This is a genomic window from Halorubrum sp. SD690R (assembly GCF_005435035.1).
GTDB lineage: Archaea > Halobacteriota > Halobacteria > Halobacteriales > Haloferacaceae > Halorubrum > Halorubrum ezzemoulense.
This window is the reverse complement of record NZ_SGTV01000017.1, coordinates 17,934-39,093: the sequence shown is the minus strand read 5'-3', so window position 1 is coordinate 39,093 and position 21,160 is coordinate 17,934. Positions and strand designations below refer to the sequence as shown.

The window sequence follows — 21,160 nt, the reverse complement described above, 5'->3', positions numbered from 1 at the left end:
AATATTTATACTCTATCAGGATACAATATCGGTACCTCGTCACACGAGGACTACTCACATGAATTTCGAACGACGAACTTTCGTGAAGGGGGTTGCCGGGCTCGCCGCGACGGCGACGATCACAGGAACTGCGTCGGCCGCGGACGGACAGACGCAGTATATCGTCGGTGCGAACGGGAACGGCGTCGCCGACGCCGTCACGGACGCGGGGTTCGAGGTCCGTCACGAGCTCGCCGACGGTGACGTGCTGGTCGCGGTCGGTCCGAGCGACGCAGCCGCCGACATCGAGTCGGTCAAGGGCGTCAAGGCGGCGAATCCGGACCTGAAGCTCGAACTCGACGAGCCGGAAGTCAACACCGAGGCGGCCGACGAGACCCCGCCGAGCGAGGGCGCCGCGCTGTCCGACCTCCAGTGGGACAAGGAGATCACCGACGTCTTCGAGGCCCACGAGTACGCGACCGGGGAGGGAACGCGCGTCGCGATCGTCGACACCGGGATTGACCTGAACCACCCGGACCTCGGAAACGTCAACGAGGAGCTCGGCCAAGCCTTCGTCGCCGACGACGACGTGCCGGAGATCGGGCCCGACGACTCTGGATCTCACGGCACGCACGTCGCCGGAACCGTCGGCGCCACGGGCGAATCCGGCGTCGTCGGTACTGCCCCGGACACGGAGCTGATCCCGGTTCGCGTGTTCCCCGCAGAGGGCGGCGCGACGTTCGGTGATATCCTCGCTGGCATCGACTACGCGGCAGAGATCGGCGCCGACGCGGCGAACTTCAGCCTCGGAATCCCGGGCGTTCAGCAGCCGGGATCGGAGCTGAACAAGCTCAAGGCGGAGGTCCAGACCGTGTTCCAGAGCGCGGTCCGGCGCGGGACCGTGATCACGGGGAGCGCCGGCAACGACTCGGGGAGCCTTCAGGGGAGCGGCTTCACCCTGCCGAACAGCGTCCCGGCGGCGTTCACCGTTAGTGCGACCTCGCCCGCGGACACGCTCTCCTTCTACTCGAACTTCGGCACGAGCGACATCGACATCGCCGCGCCGGGCGGTGGGTACGAAACGCTGGAGAAGACGCTGGTCGAAGACCCCGACGCCGTCGAGTGGCCATTCCCGACGAACCTCGTGCTGTCGACAATCCCCGTCGAACAGGGATCGTACGGGTACAAGGCCGGCACTTCCATGGCAGCCCCGCAGGTCGCCGGCCTCGCTGCACTCGTCCGCGAACTCGAACCGAACGCGAATGCGAGCCGGATCGAGCAGGCGATCCAGAAGGGCGCCGAGGGGGCGAACGGCAAGAGCGACTCGGAGTTCGGTGCCGGGATCATCAACGCGCTCAACACCGTCGAGCGCCTCGGCAGCGGCAAGGGGAAAGGCAACGGTAACTGACGCGCGGGGAGCCGACCGTCGCGCTGAATCCCACAACGACACGCCTTTTTCCGCCCCGGCGGTCTCTATCACGTATGGACCAGAAGCGGGAGCTATCGAGCATCGACCTCGCGGCCCTCGTCACCGAGCTCAATCGGTACGAGGGCGCGAAGGTCGACAAGGCGTACCTCTACGACGACGACCTGCTCCGGCTGAAGCTGCGCGACTTCGACTGCGGCCGCGTCGAGCTCATGATCGAGGTCGGAGACATCAAACGCGCGCACGCCGCCGACCCCGATCACGTCGCGGACGCGCCGGGCCGCCCGCCGAACTTCGCGAAGATGCTCCGGAACCGGCTGTCCGGCGCGGACTTCGCGGGCGTCGAGCAGTACGAGTTCGACCGAATCCTCACCTTCGAGTTTGAGCGCGAGGACCAGAACACGACGCTCGTCGCCGAGCTGTTCGGGCAGGGCAACGTCGCCGCGCTCGACGAGACGGGCGAGGTGATCGGGGCGCTGTCGACGGTCCGGCTGAAGTCCCGGACGGTGGCGCCCGGCTCGCAGTACGAGTACCCCGCCTCGCGGCTCAACCCCCTCGACGTGAGCCGCGGCGGGTTCGACCGGCACATGCGCGAGTCGGACAGCGACGTGGTGCGCACCCTCGCCACGCAGTTGAACCTCGGCGGCCTCTACGCCGAGGAGGTGTGCACCCGCGCCGGCGTGCCGAAGGAGACGCCCATCGAGGAGGCGACGGACGACCAACTCGGGGCGCTCCACGACGCCCTCTCCCGGATCGACGAACGGCTCCGCTCGGGCGACATCGACCCCCGAGTGTACGAGGAATCGATCGACGGCGACGGGAGCGACGGCGGCGCCGATGACGCCGACCCCCGCGTGGTCGACGTGACCCCCTTCCCGCTCGCGGAGCACGAGGACCTGCCGAGCGTGGGGTTCGACTCCTTCAACGCCGCCGTCGACGAGTACTTCCACCGGCTGGGGAGCGAGGAGACCGGCGACGGCGAAGCCCCCGCCGACGCGAGCGCCTCCCGCCCGGACTTCGAGGAGGAGATCGCCAAACAGGAGCGGATCATCGAACAGCAGCGCGGCGCGATCGAGGGGTTCGAGGAACAGGCGCAGGCGGAGCGCGAGCGCGCGGAGCTGCTGTACGCGAACTACGACCTCGTCGACGAGGTGATCTCGACGGTGCGGGAGGCCCGCGAGAACGAGGTGCCGTGGGACGAGATCGCGGAGACGCTCGACGCCGGCGCGGAGCGGGGGATTCCGGCCGCGGAGGCCGTCGTCGACGTCGACGGCGGCGAGGGGACGGTAACGGTGGAACTCGAGGACGATGACGGCGACCCCGTCCGCGTCGAGGTCGACGCGAGCGAGGGCGTCGAGGTCAACGCCGACCGCCTCTACCGGGAGGCGAAACGTGTCGAGGAGAAGAAGGAGGGGGCGATGGCGGCGATCGAGGCCACCCGCGAGGAGCTGGAGGCGGTCAAGGAACGGAAGGCGGAGTGGGAGGAACGGCAGGCGGCCGACGACGGCGGCGAGGAAGAGGGCGACGACGAGGACGACGACGAGGCGTACGAGACCGACTGGCTCTCCCGCTCTTCGATCCCGATCCGCAGCCCGGACGACTGGTTCGAGCGGTTCCGCTGGTTCCGCACCTCGACCGGCTACCTCGTCATCGGCGGGCGCAACGCCGACCAGAACGAGGAGTTGGTGAAGAAGTACATGGGTAAACACGATCGGTTCTTCCACACGCAGGCGCACGGGGGGCCGGTGACGATCCTCAAGGCCTCAGGTCCGTCGGAGTCGGCCGATCCGGTCGACTTCTCGGAGGAGACCCTGCGGGAGGCCGCGCAGTTCGCCGTCTCCTACTCGTCTGACTGGAAGGACGGCCGCGGCGCGGGCGACGCGTACATGGTCGACCCCGACCAAGTGTCGAAGACCCCCGAGAGCGGCGAGTACATCGAGAAGGGGAGCTTCGTGATCCGCGGCGACCGGACGTACTTCGAGGACGTCCCCTGCCGGATCGCCGTCGGCGTCCAGTGCGAGCCGGTCACCCGCGCCATCGGCGGCCCGCCGTCGGCCGTCGTCGACCGCGCGGCCGCGCACCTCACCTTCGAACCGGGGATGTACGCGCAGAACGACGCCGCGATGATGGCGTACCGGAATCTGAAAGAGCGGTTCGCGGACCAGTCGTTCGTGCGGAAGGTCGCGAGCGCGGACCAGCTACAGGAGTTCCTCCCGCCGGGCGGGTCGGACATCGTCGACTGAGGCCCCCCATCGACCGCGGAACGATTCTTCTCCCCGAGCGCGACGTTTTCAAGCCTCCGCGACCGAGGCGAGGCTATGACCTTCGAATCGCTGCCGGAGGGGTGGCGGGTGTGGAACGAGGAGCCCAGCGGCCGGGCGATCCTCGTCTACCGCCCCGACGTCTTCGGGAGCGGCGACCTCCCGGACGAGTGTCTCCCGACGATCTACCTGACGAACGGCTCCCGCAACGCGCGGCCCGGCTCGGGCCAGTACGCGACTGACGAGTGGCACGTCGTCCTCTTCTTGGAGCCCGAAATCGAGGCGGTCGCGGAGACGCACGAGAGCCGCGAGGCGGGTGCGGCCGGCGCGGTCGATGTCGCGGAACGGTTCGTCGCGGGCGAGATCGATTACCGGGACGCGTATCAGGTGCCCCGCGAGGCGTACTTCGCGCGCCTCGACGAGTTCGTCGGTGCTGAAGAGGGGGCGTAACGACGCGCCGGCGAGCCGAGCTTTATCCACGATCGCGTATATCATCGCACGATTAGCGGAGCGATACGCCACGAACACGAGGATTTTTATCGCCGCCCGCCTCACCCTCGCGTACATGAACGCCGGTGGGGACTACGGCGGCGACGAACCGCGAGAGAAGTGCGGCGTCGTCGGCGTCTCGCTCGAGGACCGGGAGGCCGCGCGACCGCTGTACTACGCGCTGTACGCGCTCCAACACCGCGGCCAGGAGTCGGCCGGCATCGTCACGCACGACGGGTTCCAGCAGCACAGCCACGTCGAGCGCGGCCTCGTCGGCGACGCCTTCGAGGAGGGGGACCTCGCGTCGCTGTCGGGCGGCACGGGCATCGGCCACGTCCGCTACCCGACCGCCGGGAGCCTTGACAAGAGCTGCGCGCAGCCCTTCTCGGTGTCGTTCAAGTCCGGCTCGCTCGGGCTCTCCCACAACGGGAACCTCGTCAACGCCGACGAAGTGCGCGAGGAGCTTGCGGCCGCGGGCCACGCGTTCACCTCCGACGGCGACACCGAGGTGATCGCCCACGACCTCGCGCGGAACCTCCTCGAAGAGGACCTCGTGCGGGCGGTCAAACACACGATGAACCGCATCCACGGCTCCTACTCGCTGGCGATCACCCACGACGACACCGTGCTGGGCGTCCGCGACCCGCTTGGCAACCGCCCGCTGTGTCTCGGGAAGATCGACGGCGGCTACGTCCTCGCCAGCGAGTCGGCCGCCATCGACACGCTCGACGGGGAGCTGATCCGCGACGTCCGACCCGGCGAGCTCGTCGTCCTCGACCCCGACGGCACCGGCTACGACACGTATCAGTTGGTCGAGCGCGACGCGACCGCCCACTGTTTCTTCGAACACGTCTACTTCGCGCGCCCCGACTCCGTCATCGACGAGAGCCTCGTGTACGAGGTGCGCCGGAAGCTCGGCCGGAAGCTCTGGGAGGAGTCCGGCGTCGAGTCCGACGTGGTGATGCCCGTCCCCGACTCCGGGCGCGCCTTCGCCTCCGGCTACGCGGACGCGGCGGGCGAGACCACGGCCGCCGGCGAGCCGCGGCCGGCGGACGACGGCGGCGTGGAGTTCGCCGAGGGGCTGATGAAGAACCGGTACGTGGGCCGGACGTTCATCATGCCGACGCAGGACGAGCGCGAGCGCGCCGTCCGGCTGAAGCTGAACCCGATCCGGTCGACCGTGGAGGGGAAGTCGGTCACCATCATCGACGACTCCATCGTCCGCGGGACGACATCGACGCAGCTCGTCGAGCTGGTCCGCGAGGCCGGCGCCGAGGAGGTCCACCTCCGGATCGGCGCGCCGCCGATCCTCGCCCCCTGCTACTTCGGCATCGACATGGCCACGCGCGACGAACTCATCGCCGCCGACGCCTCGACCGAGGAGATCCGCGAGGAGGTGGGCGCCGACTCGCTCTCGTACCTCTCCATCGACGCGGTCGCGGAGGCGCTCGGCGAGAGCCGCGCGGACCTCTGTCTCGGCTGCGTCACCGGCGAGTACCCCTTCGATGTCGAGGGCGAGGCGACCGACCGCGATGTCGACGCGCCGGTGTCGGACCCGGCGCCGGCGGACGACTGACCCTTCCGACTCGGCGCCGGCCCCGCACACGTTCGCCGCCGGGCCGCCCGCTCGGAACGTATCGGGGGCTTAAATACGATCACGGTCAGAGGTGCGAGCATGACAGGGAACACCGACGCCGCCGAGGACGACGCCGCGTCGATGAGCCGCCGCGGATTCTTCCGCGCCGGGGCCGCCGGAGCGGCGGTCGCGGCGGGGGTCGCGGCCGGAAGCGGGACCGCCGCCGCCCAGTACGACGGGTGGCTCGAGGGCGTCAGCAACTACGACGGTACTCACGACTACCGCGGGCAGGACGAGGTCACCGTCTCGGTCGGCGCGGGCGAGAACGGGCTCCGCTTCGGCCCCGCCGCCATCCTCATCGACCCGGGCGCGACCGTCGTCTGGGAGTGGACCGGACAGGGCGGCGGTCACAACGTCGTCGCGGACGATGGCACGTTCGACAGCGGCTCGCCCGTCTCGGAGGAGGGCACGACCTTCGAGTACACCTTCGAGGACGCGAGCGACGGCGACACGTTCAATTACCTCTGTGAACCCCACCGGGCGGTCGGAATGAAGGGCGTCGTGGCGGTCGGGTCCGTCGACGACGACCTCGTCGACCCGCAGGCCGAGGGCGGCTCCGGCAGCGGCGGTGGCTCTGGCGGCGACGGCGGCGACGGTGGCTCCGGGAGCGGCGACTCGGGCGGGTCCGACGGCGGTCTCTCCGCGAGCGACATCGGAACGCTGGCGCTCGGGTTCGGCTTCGCCGGTGCGCTGCTCGTCCCGCTGTTCTACGCGGCACACAAGAAGGCAGAGCGGAACGCGTAGTCCTCTTCTCGCGTCTTTCCTCAGTAGATGTGGTACAGCAGCAGGTACACGCCGATCCCCATCGTGAAGGAGATCAGCCAGAGGACGGCGCCGACGAACCCGACCTGCGAGTGCCGCGTCTGATAGAGGTCCGCGTACGGGCGCGTCGCCGCGAGGAACAGCGCGTGGAAGACGAAGGGGACGCAGACGATCGCGAGCAGGATGTGGATCGCGAGGAAGGGGAGGTACACGTACGAGTAGACGAGTTCCGGCCCGGGGAACTCGGTGGTGCCGACGTGGATCAGTCGGTAGAGGTACGCCCCGAGGAACGCGGCGAACAGCGCGAACGAGGTCACCATGAAGTTCCGATGACGCGTCACGTTCCCGCGGGAGATCGCCCGCCAGCCGAGCAGGATCGTTGCGATCGCCGTCGCGGAGACGGCGGCGTTGAAGTGCGGGATCGCGGCGAGGACGGCGTCGCTCGCGCGCGGGAGCAGCGAACTCGGGATCACGCCGCCCACCGCGCCGAAGACGAGCGCGAGCGCGACGCCGGAGGCGACGGCGGTCAACACGGAGACGTTCTCGCGGGCCCAGTCGGACATGCCCGGACGGAGGGACGCGACCCCCAAACGCGTGCCGGTTGCGGTCGACGCGTTCCGGTCGCGGTCGCCGGATCGGGACGGCGGCGCGCCGCCCGCCGGTCTGCGAAACCCCGGCACGGCTCTCTCGAATGGAAGGGCTTTTAATTGGGGACAGGGTACGTGGAGACGCGACAGAACACCGCGAGCGTGGGTAGCCAAGCCAGGCCAACGGCGCAGCGTTGAGGGCGCTGTCCTGTAGAGGTCCGCCGGTTCAAATCCGGTCCCACGCATCGCTCGGGGCACACCCCCACCGATGCCGGTGTTGTCTCTACGACAGCACCCACGCACAATTCCTTTCGATGCTACGTGAGAAGTGACGACTACGATCGGAATGCTGCGGTCGTGAACTGCCCCAAAGCCCCGGCCGCTCGGTTATAAATCGTTACTCGTGGACCGGCGGCGACCACCTCCAAAGCCCCAGTCGCGAGGGCGGCGCACGCTCGCTGCGCTCCTCGTTCGTTCGCTTCGCTCACTCACTACGGTGCTTACGTCGCTTGCGCCGCCCTCGCGACTGCCCCTTCGAGTCCCGCCCAGCACAGCACCGCGCCTCACGCCTCCCCAGCCTCGTCACCGGACGACCTCCGGTTGTAAGCGAGAGCGGGGCTCTCGCCCTGTCGGTGGTCCTCCGCTTCGCTCCGGACCACCGACTCCCTCGCGCGTGCTGGCTTCGCGGCCGCCGGGGGCGGTCGATCGCAGGCACGCGCCACCGCATCGGCTGTTTGTTGCTGATTGTCGCCTCGCCCGCGCGAACTGCCACCCTTTTAGTCGCGCGCCGTCGGAGTGTGGCGTAATGAGTACGGACGCGACCCCCGAGTACGACTACGAGGAACTGGGGCTCGTCGCCGGGCTGGAGATCCACCAGCAGCTCGACACCGAGACCAAGCTGTTCTGCGACTCCCCGACCGTCGAGCGCGACCCCGACGAGTCCGACCGGTCGATCACCCGACAGCTCCACCCGACGAAGAGCGAACTGGGCGAGCTGGACGACGCCGCGATGGAAGAGAGCCGCGTCGACCGCGAGTTCACCTATCTCGCGTACGACACGACCTGCCTCGTCGAGGAGGACGACGAGCCGCCCCGCCGCGTCGACGGCGAGGCGCTCTCCGTGGCGCTCCAGATCGCCGACCTGCTCGACCTCTCGGTCGTCGACCAGGCGCACGTCATGCGGAAGCTCGTCATCGACGGCTCGAACACCTCCGGCTTCCAGCGCTCGATCCTCCTCGGGCAGGACGGCGAGATCGAGACGGAGTCCGGGTCGGTGTCGGTCGTCGACCTCATGCTCGAAGAGGAGTCCGCGAAGCGCGTCGAAGAGACGGACGACGGCGTCGTCTACTCGCTCGACCGGCTCGGCGTCCCCCTCGTCGAGATCGGGACGGGCCCGGACATCCGCAGCCCGGAGGGCGCGCGGCAGGCCGCCGAGCGCATCGGGATGCTGCTTCGCTCGACGGGCGCGGTCAAGCGCGGACTCGGCACCATCCGGCAGGACGTGAACGTCTCCATCGCCGACGGCGCGCGCGTCGAGGTGAAGGGCGTTCAGGACCTCCAAGGGATCGAGGACATCGTCCGCGGCGAGGTGGGCCGACAGGCGGAGCTGCTCGAAATCCGCGACGAACTCCGCGAACGCGACGCGAGCGTCGGCGACGTGACGGACGCGACCGACGTCTTCGCCGACACCGAGTCGGGCGTCATCCGCGGCGCGCTCGACTCTGGCGGGAAGGTCACCGCGGTCCCGCTGTTCGGGTTCGACGGCCTCGTTGGCCGCGAACTCCAGCCCGACCGCCGGCTCGGCACGGAGCTGTCGGACCACGCGAAGCGCCACGGCGCGGGCGGCATCTTCCACACCGACGAACTGCCGGCGTACGGCGTCACCGAGGCGGAGGTCGACGCGCTACGCGATGCGGTCGGCGCGGGCGAGGCGGACGCGGTCGCCATCGTCGCGGCCGACCCGGAGACCGCCGACCTCGCGATCGAGGCGGCCGCGGAGCGCGCCGAGGCCGCGATGGAGGGCGTCCCCGAGGAGACCCGCGGCGCGAACGACGACGGCACGACCCGCTACCTCCGCCCGCTCCCGGGCGCCGCGCGGATGTACCCCGAGACGGACGTGCCGCCGGTGGAACCGGACCCCTCGGACGTGGAGACGCCGGAACTCCTCGACGAGAAGGCCGAACGGTACGCCGACGAGTTCGGCCTCGACGCCGGGCTCGCCGAGCAGGTCGCGTTCGGCCAGCGGTTCCCGCTGTTCGAGGCGGCGGTCGACCGCGGCGTCGGCCCCACCTTCGCTGCGACGACGCTGGAGTCGACGACGACGGAGATCCGGCGCGACGGCGCGCCCGTCGAGCACCTCACCGACGACCACTTCCTCGCGCTGTTCGACCTCGTCGAGTCGGGCGACCTCGCGAAGGAGGGCGTCCCCGAGGTGCTGACGACGCTCGCCGAGGACCCCGATCTGACGGCGAGAGAGGCCGTCGAGGCGGCGGGCCTCTCGGGCGTGAGCGAGGCGGAGGTCCGCGAGGCGGTCGTCGAGGTCGTCGAGCGCAATGCCGACCAGATCGAGGCCGAGGGGATGGGGGCGTTCTCCGGGCTGATGGGCGAGGCGATGGGCGCGCTCCGCGGGAAGGCCGACGGGGAGGTCGTCTCCGACGTGCTTCGCGAGGAGATCGGCAAGCGCTCGTAACGCGTTCCGCGCGTCCCACACCGGTTAGGCCCCCTCTTTACGTGGCGCGAGTCCGTTATCGGAATTGAGGGTCATCTGATGGCAGACTCGCCTGTGGTCGACCAGTCGGACGATTCGTCCGCGTCGGACCGCGCGCCCGACCCGGCCGAGACGCAGACGGTCAGCGGCCGCGTCTCGGAGGTGACGAACCGCTTCGTTCACGCCGTCGAACTCGCCGCCGCGGCGCTGTTCGCGCTCCTGTTCGGTATCGGCGTCGTCGACCTCGCGATCCAGATCGTTGAGTCCGTCCCGACGGGAGAGATCACGAACCCGGAAGTGGTCATCGGCTTCATCGAGACGGGCCTCCTGCTGCTCATCATCGTCGAGGTGTACCAGACGGTCGTCGCGTACATCGAACAGAGCGACACCAGGCGGATCGTCAGGCTGGTGATCTACACCGGCGTCATCGCGATGGTCCGGAAGGTGATCATCTTCCGCACCACCGAGTACCCCTCGACGCAGGACGCGCTGTTCGCCGCCGTCTCCTACGGGACCGTAATGCTCGGGCTCGTGCTGCTGTTGTACGTCGAGCGCTCTGTCGGCGCCTCGCTGACGCCCGAGTGAGCCGCCGTCACTCGGTCAGCTCCTCGATCAACGTGTCGAGGTCGTACGTCGCCGGCGCGCGCGGCTCGTCGCGCAGCGCCGCGATGGTGAACGTCGAGTTCGTGCGCTCGACCTCGGGGATCGCCTCGAAGTCGCTGATGAGCCGCTCGACGGTGTCCGACGAGGAGAGTCGCGCGAGGACGACGAAGTCCGTCTCGCCCATCGTGAAGAACGCCTCCGTGACGCCCTCCACCGCCAGCAGCTCGTCCGCGAACTCCTCGTACGGACCCTCGTAGCTCGCGAGCACCTCGACGATGACGGTGACGCCGAGCCCGAGCGCCTCGTGGTCGAGGTCGTACAGGTCGTTCTCGATGACGCCGTCCTCCCGGAGGTTGTTCAGTCGGTAGTGGATCGTCGACACCGGAATCCCGGTCTCCTCGTGGAGCCGCTCCGGGCTCCCGGTACCGAGATCGGATATCGCCTTCAACAGCCGCACGTCGCGCTCGTCCATACCCCCGGATCGACCCCCGACCGGTTGTATATGTCGACCGACAGGGTTGGAGGATACTCCAAGATGTCGGCGCCGTTCGGGGCTCGAATCGGATCTAATTCGTATGTCTGATTCTTCGTTTCGAATAACGCACTATCCGAGAGAATAGTTTAACTACGTCTGCGTCTTTCGAATTCATAACCAGTGAATCTCAGAAACCTCCTCTCTACTCCGGAAGCGGTCGTCGCCGCGTTCCTGCTGCTCGCAACGCTCTGGGGCACGTCCTTCGTCGCGATCGAGGCCGGCCTCCACTACTTCCCGCCGCTGTTGTTCGCCGGCGTCAGGTACGTCGTCGCCGGCGCGGTCGTGCTGGGCTACGCCGCGGTCGCCGCGGACCGGTGGATCCCGCGGGGCCGCGACGAGTGGCTCGGCGTCGCCGTCGCGGGCACGTTCGTGATCGCGGCGTATCACGGGTTCCTCTACCTCGGCGAGATCCGGATCTCCGGCGCGGTCGCCGCGGTCGTCGTGAGCCTCTCGCCGGTGTTGACTGCCGTCTTCGCGGCCGTGCTCCTCCCGAACGAACGCCTCGGCCCCGTCGAAATCGGCGGGTTCGCGCTCGGCGTCATCGGCGTGGCCGTGATCGCCGACCCGGCCGCGGCCGGGCTGGGCAGCGCGGCGGTCGTCGGCGTCGCGCTCGCGTTCGCCGGCGCGGCCGCCTTCTCTCTGGGCGCCGTCCTGCTGCGCCCGCTCCGCACTGACCTCCCGATCGCCGCGCTTCAGGGCTGGGCGATGGTGATCGGAGCCGGGCAGCTGCTCGTCGCGGCCGCCGCGATCGGCGAGTCGCCCGCCGCGATCGCCTGGAACCAGACGGCGATCGCCTCGCTCGCGTATCTGACGCTGCTCTCCGGCGTGGTCGCGTTCCTCCTGTACTTCGCGCTGCTCGACGCGGTCGGCCCGTCGCAGCTCCACCTCGTCGGCTACGCCGAGCCCGTCGTCGCCGCGGTCGGTAGCTGGGCCCTGCTCGGTCACCTCGTCGACGCCGAGGCGCTGATCGGGTTCGTCGCGATCCTCGCCGGCTTCCTCGTCTTAGAGCGCCGCGAGATCGCCGACTACGTCGGCGTCGACCGGTTGCGAGAGTAGCGGCTCACGGAGACGCCTCTCGCGGGTTCCGGTCGTTCACCCCTCGCGGATTTCGGCGACTCACCCCTCCACGTCTCGGCTCAGCCCCGCGCGGAGGTCGCGGCCGAAGTAGTGGCCGAGCAGCGCGAGCACCAGCCCGACGCCCCCGCCGACCGCGACGAGCGGGAGCCCCCACTGCGAGAGGTAGTCGATCCCGATCGGGAGGAAGCCGACGCCGAGGACGCTCGTCACCGCGCTCGCCGCGCCCGCGGCGGCGCCGGCGGTCCCGGTCTCGACGTAGCGGCGCGCCGATAGCACAAGGCCGAGCAGGAACGCGGCGACGAACACGCCGCCCGCGGTCCCGATCGTCCCGCCGATGAGCGGGATCAGGCCGCCGACGAACACGCCGACCGCGACCGCGACGAGCGCGAGACCGAACGCCTTCGCCGAGAACCACCGCCCCGAGACGCCGACCCGGCCGGCGTCCCCGGAGCCGGCCTCGCTCCCCGCCGTCGGCTCGGCGCTCGCGGCCCCGCCGGCGTCGGCCTCTGACTCTCCCTCGCCGCCCGCGAGGTCGTCGTCGAGGAGGTCGTCGAGGTCGTCCATCGGGTCGTCGGACGACTCGCGCTCCTTGGAGGGTTGCATACCGGACCGTTCGGGCCCGCGGACTTGGCTTTTGTGCCGCGAGCGGTGTCGTCACGCTTTCCGCGCGCGGTCGCGTGCCACGCGCTACCGTTCGCCGTTTCACCGGAAACGCGGTGTGGCCCGGCGCGGTCGCGGCCGCTACCCGTCGCCGCCCGACCGCCGCCCGCCCCACACGCGCTTGTCGACGAGCGCGACCGTCATCGGGCGGTCGACCGCGATCTGACAGGAGAGCCGCGGGTAGCCGAACCGGTCGGCGAGGCGGTCGTGCCACTGGTCGGCCGGCGGCCCCTCTCGGACGCGGACGCCGCAGGTGGCGCAGATCCCCCGCCCCCCGCAGTTGAGCCGGCGCGTCGCGGACGCGTACGGCGACAGGCCGGCGTCGAGCATGACCCGCCGGAGGTTGCGACCGCGCTCCACGGCGAGTTCGACGCGGTCGTCGCCGTCGACGACGACGAGCGGGACCGTCTCGGACCCGCTCCCTGACCGTCCGCCGGCGTCCTCGTCGGGTTCGTCCTCGGTCATCGGCGTCCCTTCGCGCGCCGCACACAAAGCGTCCCGGACCCGGAACGGCTTTCGGCCCGGGCGTCGGAACGGGCGACATGGACACGCGGCGCGCGCTGCTCGACGCCCTCGCTGCCGACGACGGCCCCGTCTCCGGGCCCGCCCTCGCTGAGTCGCTCGGCGTCTCTCGGGCGGCCGTCTGGAAGGCGGTCGAGGGGCTCCGCGAGGACGGGTTCGCGGTCAAGTCGACCGCGGCGGGGTACGTCGCCCCCGACGAGCCGGGGTACTCCGGACCGGGGATCGCGTTCGGCCTCGACGCACCCTACTCCGTGGAGTATCACGACCGGATCGCGTCGACGAACGAGCGGGCCCGGGAGCTCGCGGTAGAAGGGGAGACCGACGTCGCCGTAGTCGCCGACGAACAGACCGGGAGCCGCGGCCGACTCGACCGCGAGTGGGTCGCGCCGAGCGGCGGGGTCTGGCTGTCGGTCCTCACCCGGCCGGACGTGCCGACCGCGCGGGCGCCGCTCTTCACCCTCGCGGCCGCGGTGGCGACGACCGACGCCGCCCGCGAGGCCGGCGTGGACGCGCGGATCAAGTGGCCGAACGACGTGCTCGTCGGGGGTGACGGAAGCGGCTCCGAAGTGCCAGATCCCGCCGCCCCCGGCCGCGGCGGCCCGAAGCTGGCGGGAATCTTGACGGAGATGGAGGGGGAGGCCGACCGGGTCGGCTGGCTCGTCGTCGGCGTCGGCGTCAACGCCAACCTCGACCCCGAGACGCTGCCCGCGGGCGCGACGTCGCTTTCGGCGGAGCGCGGCGGCCCGATCGACCGGCGGCGGTTCGCCGCGACGTTGCTCGAACGTTACGCGGAACTGACCGCCTCGCCCGGCGCGCTCGACGAGGTTCTCCCCGCGTGGCGCGAGCGGGCGAGCACGCTCGGGCGGCGCGTCCGGGTCGACACCGCCGAGGGGGTCGTGGAGGGCACCGCGGTCGACGTGACGGAGCCGGGTGCGCTCGTGGTCGACACCGACGAGGGCCGGCGGCGCGTCCACGCGGGCGACTGCGAACACCTCCGCGACGCGGCCTGACTCCCAGCCGACACGCCGCGGCTCGCTACCCCGTCTCCGTCGCGTCGGAGACGGACCCGTCCGCGTCGGCCCCGGCGGCGCCCGTCTCGCCCGCGGTCGCGGTCTCGCCCGCGGTCGCCGCGTCCTCGTCGTCGCCGATCCGGACGGTCAACACCGGCACCGACGACCCCCGGACCACCTTCTCGGCGACGCTACCGAGGAGGAGGCGGTCGATCCCGCCGCGCCCGTGGGTCCCCATCACGACGAGGTCGCAGCCCGTCCGTTCGGCGTGGGTGATGATCTCGCGGCTCGGCGAGCCGTCGACGACGGACGTCTCGACGTCGACGCCGCGGTCGGCGGCGAGTTCGCACACCGTCTCGAGCGCCGCCTCGCCGTCGTCGTACAGCAGGTCGCCCACCCCCTCCCACGTCGTCTCCATCGGCATCCCGGCGTACCGCGCGGTGTCGACCACGTATATCGCGCGCACCGACGCCCCGTGGACCGCGGCGAGGTCGAGCGCGTGACACACCGCTAACTCCCCCTCCGAGGAGCCGTCGGTCGGGACCAGAATCCGGTCGTATAGGGGCATGTTCACGTGTAGCATGAATGCCGGGACGGATAACCCTTTGTTCTTGCCGGTTTCTCGCCGCCGTCCGGTGGCGTCCGGGCCGAGCGCGCGCTTATCCTCTCTCGCACGACGGGTCGGTATGTCCGACGAGATCAACCGCTCCCGCCTCGAATCGAGGCTCGCCGACCGCGCGTACCCCGCCGACCGCGGAGCGCTCGCCGACTCGTTCGCAGGCACGACGGTGTTGTTCGCCGACGGCGACGCCGACCTCGGCGACCTCCTGGCCGAGGTCGACCAGGCGAGGTTCGAGGGCGCCGCCGACGCGCACGCCGCGCTCCAGAACGTCCTCCCGATCGAGGCGCTCGGGGAGCCCGGGCAGTCCGACGGCGACGCGTAGATCGGGCCTCCCGCGACGGCTCGCGGCCGGCCCCCTCCCTCGTCACCGATCCCCACGTCACGGCGCGTCTCGCATCGCTTTTGGCGCCGCGCCGCGCAGCGGTGGTAATGAGCTATCGGATCGGTCTCGTCGGCAAGCCCTCGGTGGGCAAGTCGACGTTCTTCAACGCCGCGACGATGAACGACGTACCGGAGGGGGCGTACCCGTTCACAACCATCGACCCGACCGTCGGCGAGGCGTACGTCCGCGTCGACTGCGCCGCGCCCGAGTTCGACGAGACCTGTACGCCGAGCGTCGGCGTCTGCCGCGAAGGGACGCGGTTCGTCCCCGTGAAGCTGGTCGACGTGGCCGGGCTCGTCCCGGGCGCCCACGAGGGCCGCGGGCTCGGCAACCAGTTCCTCACCGACCTCAACGAGACCGACGTGCTGATCCACGTCGTCGACTTCTCGGGGAAGACCGACATCGAGGGCGAGGCGACCGAGGGCCACGACCCCCGTGAGGACATCGACTTCTTAGAGGAGGAGCTCGACGCGTGGTACCTCGACGTGTTGGAGAAGGGCTTAGAGAAGTTCGAGACGCGGTATCACGGCGCGAACGCGGCCATCGAGGAGGAGCTCGCCGACCAGATGTCCGCGTTCGGCATCGACAAGGACCGGATGAAGCGCGTCATCCTCGCCGAGGGGCTCGAACTCGATCCGGACACCTGGGACGAGACGGACAGAGTCGAACTGGCCCGCGAGATCCGCAAGCGCACGAAACCGATGGTGATCGCCGCCAACAAGATGGACACCCCCGAGGCGCAGGCGAACTGGGCGGAGATAACGACCGACCCCGACTACGACCACCTCTCGTTCGTCCCCGCGAGCGCTCACGCGGAGAAGGCGCTGAAGAACGCCGACGACGCCGGCGTCGTCGACTACACGCCCGGCGACGACGCGTTCGAGGTCGTCGGCGACGTCTCCGGGGAGCAGAAGGCCGGCCTCGACCAGATCGCCGAGTTCGTCGACGAGTACGACGGCACGGGCGTTCAGGGCGCGCTCGAGTCCGCCGTCTTCGACGTGCTGGGCTGTATCGCCGTCTTCCCCGGCTCCGCGAACGGGAGCAAAGACGAGAAGGGAGTCTTCCGCGACTGCTTCATCCTCCCCGAGGGGTCGACGACGGAGGACTTCGCGTACCACATCCACTCGGACATCGGCGAGGGGCTGCTCCACGGCACCGACTGCCGGAGCGGCCGGCAGGTGGGCACCGACCGCGAGCTCTCCCACCGCGACGTGATCGAACTGGTCTCGACGAAGCAGGCCGCGCCGTAGCCGCTCCGACGAGGCCGCCGACCCCGCTGGCCGCTCTTCCGAACGACCTCTGTGCGTCCGGCCGGTCACGATACGATATCGCGGACCGCGTCGGGAACGTCGGCCCGGTCGACCTCCCGAACGGACAAGCCCTCGACCTCGGTCGCTCCGTACTTGTACCCCGACCCCGTCAGGATCGCGGCCACGTCGTCGTCGGGGCCGAACTCGCCCACCGCGGCAAGCTCTCGCACGGCGGCCGTCGCCACCGCGCACGACGGCTCGACGGAGACTCCGGCGTCGGCCGCGAGCCGGTCAGTCTCGGCCAGCATCGACTCCTCCGAGACGGAGACGACGCCGCCGTCTGTCGCCCGGACGGCGGCCAGCGCGCGGTTCCCGCTCGGCGGGTCGGCGTTGTTGATCGAGACGGCCGCGGTCGGCTCGCCCGCGACGGGTTCGACGCGGGAGTCTCCCCGCCGGAACGCCCGCGCGATCGGGTCACAGCGGGCGGCCTGCGCGAGGTAGATCCGCGGGATCGACGGGAGCACTCCCGCCGCGTCCAGCTCTCGGAGCGCCTTCCAGACGCCGCTCGCCTGTCCGCCGCTGCTGACCGGCAGGACGATCGCGTCGGGCGCGTCGGGAGCGAACGCCTCGCAGATCTCGTACGCCACCGTCTTCTGGCCGGCGACCCGGAGCGGGGCGTCGGAATTGAGGAAGGCGACCCCGAGGTCGTGGTCGAGCGTGTCCTCGTAGAGCCGCCCGTACTCCCCCCGGACCCGGAACAGGTGCGGGTCGTGCTGGGCGATCATCGCGAGCCGCGAGTCCGGCGTGTCCTCGGCGACGAGGATCGCGGCCTCCCGGTCCAGCGCCGCCGCGTGCGCGGCGACGCTCAGTGCCATGTTGCCGTGCGAGACCGTCCCGACCGGGCCGTCGATGCGGGCCATCCCGACGGCCGTCCCCCGGTCCTTGAAGCTACCCGTCGGGTTGGTCCCCTCGACCTTGAGGTGGACCCGCGGCCCGTCCGCCGGCTCGATCGACGGCGCGCGGAACAGCGGCGTGCCCCCGGCGGCCGCGGCGAGGCCGCTCGGAACGGTCGCCGCGGGTAGGACGGGCTCGTACCGCCAGAGGGAGTCTCGCCCGAGCCGCAGGCCACCGCCGCCGCTCGCCTCGGGCCACGAGAACCCGGTCCCGTGCGTGTCGAACCAGAGCGGCTCGCCGCACGCGCAGCGGGCCGCCTCGCCGGCGGGGTACGTCTCGCCGCAGTCGTAACAGACCAGTCGTTCCATACGCCACGGTCTCGGTCGCGACACAAATCGTTGGTCACGGGCGGGCGCCGCGACCGCGGCAGCGCCCGGGGGTTCCCTCGTCTTTTTTGAGTCGCGGCCACACCGGTCACGCATGGGTACGTCAGGCGAGTTCGGCGAGTTCGGCGGCCGACACGTCCCGGAACCGCTGGAGGAACCGTTGGCGGAGCTGGCGGCGGCCTACGAGGAGGCCGTCGCCGACGACGAGTTCATGGCGGAGTTCCGTGACCTGCTCGAACACTTCGCGGGGCGGCCGACGCCCGTCTTCTACGCGGAGACGCTCAGCGAGCGGTACGGCGCGGACATCTACCTCAAACACGAGGACCTCCTCCACGGCGGGGCGCACAAGCTCAACAACACGCTCGGGCAGGCGCTGCTGGCCAAGCGGGCCGGGAAGGACCGCCTGATCGCGGAGACCGGGGCGGGGCAGCACGGCACCGCGACGGCGATGGTCGGCGCCCTGCTGGACCTCGACACGACCGTGTACATGGGCCGGCACGACATGCAGCGACAGGAGATGAACGTGTTCCGGATGCGCCTCATGGGCGCGGACGTGGAGCCGGTCGACCGCGGCAACGAGGGGCTCGCGGAGGCGGTCGACGCCGCGTTAGAGGACTTCGCCGAGAACGTCGACTCGACGCACTACCTCGTCGGCAGCGTCGTGGGGCCCGACCCGTTCCCGCGGATGGTCCGCGAGTTCCAGTCCGTCATCGGGACCGAGGCCCGCGAGCAGATCCAAGAGCGCCACGGCGACTTCCCCGACGCGTGCGTCGCCTGCGTGGGCGGCGGGTCGAACTCGATCGGCCTCTGGCACGCGTTCAAGGATGACGACGTGATGTTCTACGGCGCCGAGCCGGGCGGCACCGACGACGCGAACCACTCGGCCCCGCTCTCGAAGACGAAACAGGAGGAGCCGCGGATCTTCCAGGGGATGAAGACGAAGACGATCGGCGACGACACCGAGAACCACTCCGTCTCCGCCGGGCTCGACTACCCCGCCATCGGGCCGGAGCACGCCGCGCTTCAGGAGATGGGCCGCGCGGAGTACCACGCGGTCTCCGACGACGAGGCGCTGGCCGCGTTCCGCGAACTGAGCGAGGCCGAGGGGATCATCCCGGCGCTGGAGCCGGCCCACGCCCTCGCGCTGACCGCCAAGCTCGCCGAGGAGGATCGACACGACACGCTGTTGGTCAACCTCTGCGGGCGCGGCGACAAGGACATGCAGACGGCGGCGGAGCACTTCGATCTCTCCGGGTGAGGTCACCTCTCCGGGCGAGACTCTCCCGCCCGATTGACCCCTTCCGGCGCGGCGCTCAGAGCTCCTTCTCGAAGTGGACAAGTTCGTACGCGCCGGCGGTCGAGGTGTCCGTCCGCTCGTATCCCCGACTCGCGTAGAAGTCGAGCGCCGCGGGCTGGCGCGTCGAGGTCGTCGCGAGGAGCGTCTCGAACCCACCGGAGGCCGCCCGCCGCTCCAGCTCGTCGAGCAGCGCCCGTCCGTAGCCGCGCCGCTGGTACGGCGGCGCGACGCGCATCCGGTGGAGCTCCGCGGCGCCGGGGCGGTCGCGCTCGTCGCCGTGCCCGGCCTCGTTGGGCACGTAGCCGCCCATCGCGGCGAGCGTCCCGTCGTGGGTCGCCAGTTGGTCCGGGGCCCGTGACGCCGCCGAATCCACCGACTGCCGCTCCGGCGACGGATCGTCCGGCGACTGGTCGGCGTCGACGGCGTCGACGACGCCGACGACGAACGCGCCCCCCGCGTCGAGGTACGACGCCGCCACGGACCGCAGGTCGTCGGTGCCGGGGATGTCGGACGGGTCGACCCCGGTCTCCCGCATCGCCCACTCGTGAAGCGCCCACACGGCCGCGTCGTCCCGCGGGTCGTACGGCCGGAGCGAGAGTTCGTTCGCGTCCACGACGAACCGTGACGGCGCGTCCGGCTTGAAGACACGGATCGCGGGGGGCGCGCTCGCTCTCTGAGCGTCGACGTTACCGCACATCTGCGCTCGACGCGTCCGCGCTCAGCGCGTCGACCCTACTCACCGCCAGCGATCTCTTCGAGGCGCTCCGTCCCGGCCTCGACGTGGCCCCCGTGGAAGCAGACCGTCTCCGCCACGTCCCGGTCGGCGAGGACCGCGACGCTCTCCAGCGCGGTGTCGAGGTCCGGGGTCATCTCCGGGCTGAGCCCGGCGAGTTCGCCGTCGGCGACGGTGAGCGCGTCGGCGCTGACGAGCAGCTCGGCGTCGGGGAAGTACGCCGACACGTGCCCCGGGCTGTGGCCGGGGGTCGGGACGACCTCCGTCGGACCGGCCGCCGTCGCGAACGTCTCGCCCCCGGTCAGGCGGACGTCGACGGTCGCCAGTTCGATCACCGTCGGCCGCTCCTCGCTCGACTTGACGAGCTCCTCGTCGCCCTCCAGGTACGGGGCCTCTGCCTCGTGGGCGAACACGGCGGCGCCGGTCCGGTCGACCACGGCCGCCAGACAGGCGGCGAGGTCGAGCTCCTAATGCGTGACGAGGACGCCCCGCGCGTCGTCGAGGGACAACCCCTTGTCCGCGAGCGCGTCTCCGAGGACGCCGACCTCGTCGGGCAGGCCCACGTCGATCAGGGGGAGTCCCTGCGGGGTCTCGACCGCGGTGGGAGTGAGTGTCGCTTCCCGGCCGTCCAGCGATACGTGTAGCGGGAGTGCGCGTACGCCCGGCGCGAGCTCCATGGCGAACGCTGGTCGCCGATCGAGTTCGAGCGGGCGAGCCTCGACGGACTCACTCGGGCGCCGGGAGCTCTTCGGCGACGTTCACGTCGTGTCCGGCGACGTACCCGTTCAGCTTGGCGGCGAGCGGCGACTCTCGCAGCTCGGCGCCGTCGTATCCGGCCGCGTCGAACGACTCAATTAGTGACGAGGCGGACCTGAGCCTGTACTTCTGGTGGTAGTCCTCCGCGGGAGAGAACCGCGACAGCCGCTCGACGCGCGTGTCGATCCCGTCGGCGGTGAGTCCCCGCGCCGAGAGGAACTCGTCGAGGGCCTCCCGCTGGGCCGCGCGCTCGACGAGGACGACGTTCTGGTACTGCGTCTTCCGGGACTGCCGCCGCGGGTCGTGCGCCGCGAACACCCGTTCCAGCACATCCCGGTACGATATCGTTTCGGGGTCGAAATCGACCTGAACCACCTCCGTGTGGTCGCCCAGCGAGTGGTACGTCGGGTCACGTTTGGTCCCACCCGCGTACCCCGCGCGGGTGCGGACGACGCCCTCCACCGCGCCGAACTGCGCGTCCGGGCCCCAGAAGCAGCCGACGCCGAACGTCGCCGTCTCGGTCTCGCCGGCGTCGGCCGCGCGGCGGTCGTACTCGCGTACCTGTGTTCGTGTGAGTTCCATGGGT

The 21,160-nt window shown here is 70.6% G+C and carries 22 protein-coding genes and 1 tRNA gene; 14 read left to right on the top strand and 9 right to left on the bottom strand.

From position 1 onward, the window contains the following. The first annotated feature begins 58 nt into the window (after window positions 1–58). The 5 genes from EXE41_RS11615 (at window position 59) to EXE41_RS11595 (ending at window position 6,535) form a co-directional block, all read left to right on the top strand. Entirely contained in the window at window positions 59–1,387 is a 1,329-nt protein-coding gene (locus EXE41_RS11615) for a S8 family serine peptidase (protein ID WP_086215559.1), read from the top strand. A gap of 74 nt (window positions 1,388–1,461) precedes the next feature. Beyond that, on the top strand, window positions 1,462–3,648 hold the full coding sequence (gene rqcH, locus EXE41_RS11610; protein ID WP_137691101.1) for a ribosome rescue protein RqcH: 2,187 nt from the start codon (window positions 1,462–1,464) through the stop codon (window positions 3,646–3,648). 75 nt (window positions 3,649–3,723) lie between these two features. Further along, window positions 3,724–4,116, top strand: coding sequence for a DUF5820 family protein (locus tag EXE41_RS11605; RefSeq protein ID WP_094552583.1), 393 nt, complete (start codon window positions 3,724–3,726; stop codon window positions 4,114–4,116). Window positions 4,117–4,231: 115 nt separating this feature from the next. Further along, window positions 4,232–5,731 carry an amidophosphoribosyltransferase gene (purF, locus tag EXE41_RS11600; RefSeq protein WP_137691100.1) on the top strand — a complete coding sequence of 500 codons (1,500 nt, stop codon included), beginning with the start codon at window positions 4,232–4,234 and terminating at the stop codon, window positions 5,729–5,731. Window positions 5,732–5,830: 99 nt separating this feature from the next. Beyond that, window positions 5,831–6,535 carry a halocyanin domain-containing protein gene (locus tag EXE41_RS11595; protein WP_137691099.1) on the top strand — a complete coding sequence of 235 codons (705 nt, stop codon included), beginning with the start codon at window positions 5,831–5,833 and terminating at the stop codon, window positions 6,533–6,535. Window positions 6,536–6,555: 20 nt separating this feature from the next. Here the strand turns inward: EXE41_RS11595 and EXE41_RS11590 are convergent, their stop codons facing one another. After that, window positions 6,556–7,116, bottom strand: a complete 561-nt coding sequence (locus EXE41_RS11590) for a DUF420 domain-containing protein (RefSeq protein WP_086215564.1) — start codon at window positions 7,114–7,116, stop codon at window positions 6,556–6,558. A 184-nt stretch (window positions 7,117–7,300) separates the two neighbouring features. Here EXE41_RS11590 and EXE41_RS11585 point away from each other — a divergent pair. The 3 genes from EXE41_RS11585 (at window position 7,301) to EXE41_RS11575 (ending at window position 10,432) form a co-directional block, all read left to right on the top strand. Further along, a tRNA-Leu gene (locus EXE41_RS11585) sits at window positions 7,301–7,385 on the top strand. Between the two features lie 560 nt (window positions 7,386–7,945). Beyond that, the gene (gene gatE, locus EXE41_RS11580; RefSeq protein ID WP_137691098.1) at window positions 7,946–9,829 is read left to right on the top strand and encodes a Glu-tRNA(Gln) amidotransferase subunit GatE; all 1,884 of its coding nucleotides are present in this window, start codon (window positions 7,946–7,948) and stop codon (window positions 9,827–9,829) included. Between the two features lie 78 nt (window positions 9,830–9,907). Continuing rightward, complete coding sequence (locus tag EXE41_RS11575; RefSeq protein ID WP_049929353.1) at window positions 9,908–10,432, top strand: phosphate-starvation-inducible PsiE family protein; 525 nt, start codon at window positions 9,908–9,910, stop codon at window positions 10,430–10,432. Window positions 10,433–10,439: 7 nt separating this feature from the next. On the opposite strand, the gene EXE41_RS11570 is transcribed toward EXE41_RS11575, so the two are convergent. Continuing rightward, window positions 10,440–10,922, bottom strand: coding sequence for an Lrp/AsnC family transcriptional regulator (locus EXE41_RS11570; protein WP_049929354.1), 483 nt, complete (start codon window positions 10,920–10,922; stop codon window positions 10,440–10,442). Window positions 10,923–11,105: 183 nt separating this feature from the next. On the opposite strand from EXE41_RS11570, the gene EXE41_RS11565 reads away from it, so the two are divergent. Continuing rightward, on the top strand, window positions 11,106–12,041 hold the full coding sequence (locus EXE41_RS11565) for a DMT family transporter (RefSeq protein ID WP_086215567.1): 936 nt from the start codon (window positions 11,106–11,108) through the stop codon (window positions 12,039–12,041). 60 nt (window positions 12,042–12,101) lie between these two features. Here EXE41_RS11565 and EXE41_RS11560 read toward each other — a convergent pair whose 3' ends face one another. Both EXE41_RS11560 and EXE41_RS11555 read right to left on the bottom strand, forming a co-directional pair. Continuing rightward, window positions 12,102–12,665 (bottom strand): hypothetical protein, encoded by a 564-nt coding sequence (locus EXE41_RS11560; RefSeq protein ID WP_086215568.1) that lies wholly within the window; start codon window positions 12,663–12,665, stop codon window positions 12,102–12,104. Window positions 12,666–12,803: 138 nt separating this feature from the next. Then, a complete protein-coding gene (locus EXE41_RS11555) occupies window positions 12,804–13,187 on the bottom strand; it encodes a 2Fe-2S iron-sulfur cluster-binding protein (protein ID WP_049929359.1) in 384 nt (127 codons plus the stop codon). A gap of 77 nt (window positions 13,188–13,264) precedes the next feature. Between EXE41_RS11555 and EXE41_RS11550 the strand changes: the two genes are divergently transcribed. Further along, window positions 13,265–14,254, top strand: coding sequence for a biotin--[acetyl-CoA-carboxylase] ligase (locus tag EXE41_RS11550; protein WP_049929360.1), 990 nt, complete (start codon window positions 13,265–13,267; stop codon window positions 14,252–14,254). A gap of 25 nt (window positions 14,255–14,279) precedes the next feature. On the opposite strand, the gene EXE41_RS11545 is transcribed toward EXE41_RS11550, so the two are convergent. Then, window positions 14,280–14,822, bottom strand: a complete 543-nt coding sequence (locus tag EXE41_RS11545; RefSeq protein WP_049929361.1) for a universal stress protein — start codon at window positions 14,820–14,822, stop codon at window positions 14,280–14,282. Between the two features lie 118 nt (window positions 14,823–14,940). On the opposite strand from EXE41_RS11545, the gene EXE41_RS11540 reads away from it, so the two are divergent. After that, entirely contained in the window at window positions 14,941–15,198 is a 258-nt protein-coding gene (locus EXE41_RS11540) for a hypothetical protein (protein WP_086215571.1), read from the top strand. A gap of 107 nt (window positions 15,199–15,305) precedes the next feature. Continuing rightward, window positions 15,306–16,508, top strand: coding sequence for a redox-regulated ATPase YchF (locus EXE41_RS11535; RefSeq protein ID WP_049929363.1), 1,203 nt, complete (start codon window positions 15,306–15,308; stop codon window positions 16,506–16,508). A 65-nt stretch (window positions 16,509–16,573) separates the two neighbouring features. Here EXE41_RS11535 and EXE41_RS11530 read toward each other — a convergent pair whose 3' ends face one another. Then, on the bottom strand, window positions 16,574–17,770 hold the full coding sequence (locus EXE41_RS11530; RefSeq protein ID WP_137691097.1) for a pyridoxal-phosphate dependent enzyme: 1,197 nt from the start codon (window positions 17,768–17,770) through the stop codon (window positions 16,574–16,576). Window positions 17,771–17,882: 112 nt separating this feature from the next. Here EXE41_RS11530 and trpB point away from each other — a divergent pair, with 112 nt between their 5' ends. After that, window positions 17,883–19,046, top strand: a complete 1,164-nt coding sequence (trpB, locus tag EXE41_RS11525; protein WP_137691096.1) for a tryptophan synthase subunit beta — start codon at window positions 17,883–17,885, stop codon at window positions 19,044–19,046. Window positions 19,047–19,101: 55 nt separating this feature from the next. On the opposite strand, the gene EXE41_RS11520 is transcribed toward trpB, so the two are convergent. Together EXE41_RS11520 and EXE41_RS19660 are read right to left on the bottom strand one after the other, a co-directional pair. Next, a complete protein-coding gene (locus tag EXE41_RS11520) occupies window positions 19,102–19,698 on the bottom strand; it encodes a GNAT family N-acetyltransferase (protein WP_199240877.1) in 597 nt (198 codons plus the stop codon). A gap of 119 nt (window positions 19,699–19,817) precedes the next feature. Beyond that, a complete protein-coding gene (locus EXE41_RS19660; protein ID WP_256370419.1) occupies window positions 19,818–20,264 on the bottom strand; it encodes an MBL fold metallo-hydrolase in 447 nt (148 codons plus the stop codon). A 24-nt stretch (window positions 20,265–20,288) separates the two neighbouring features. Here EXE41_RS19660 and EXE41_RS19655 point away from each other — a divergent pair, with 24 nt between their 5' ends. After that, window positions 20,289–20,462 (top strand): hypothetical protein, encoded by a 174-nt coding sequence (locus EXE41_RS19655; protein WP_241987236.1) that lies wholly within the window; start codon window positions 20,289–20,291, stop codon window positions 20,460–20,462. Window positions 20,463–20,544: 82 nt separating this feature from the next. Here EXE41_RS19655 and EXE41_RS11510 read toward each other — a convergent pair whose 3' ends face one another. After that, complete coding sequence (locus EXE41_RS11510; RefSeq protein ID WP_137691094.1) at window positions 20,545–21,156, bottom strand: peptide-methionine (S)-S-oxide reductase; 612 nt, start codon at window positions 21,154–21,156, stop codon at window positions 20,545–20,547. Window positions 21,157–21,160: the final 4 nt, after the last annotated feature.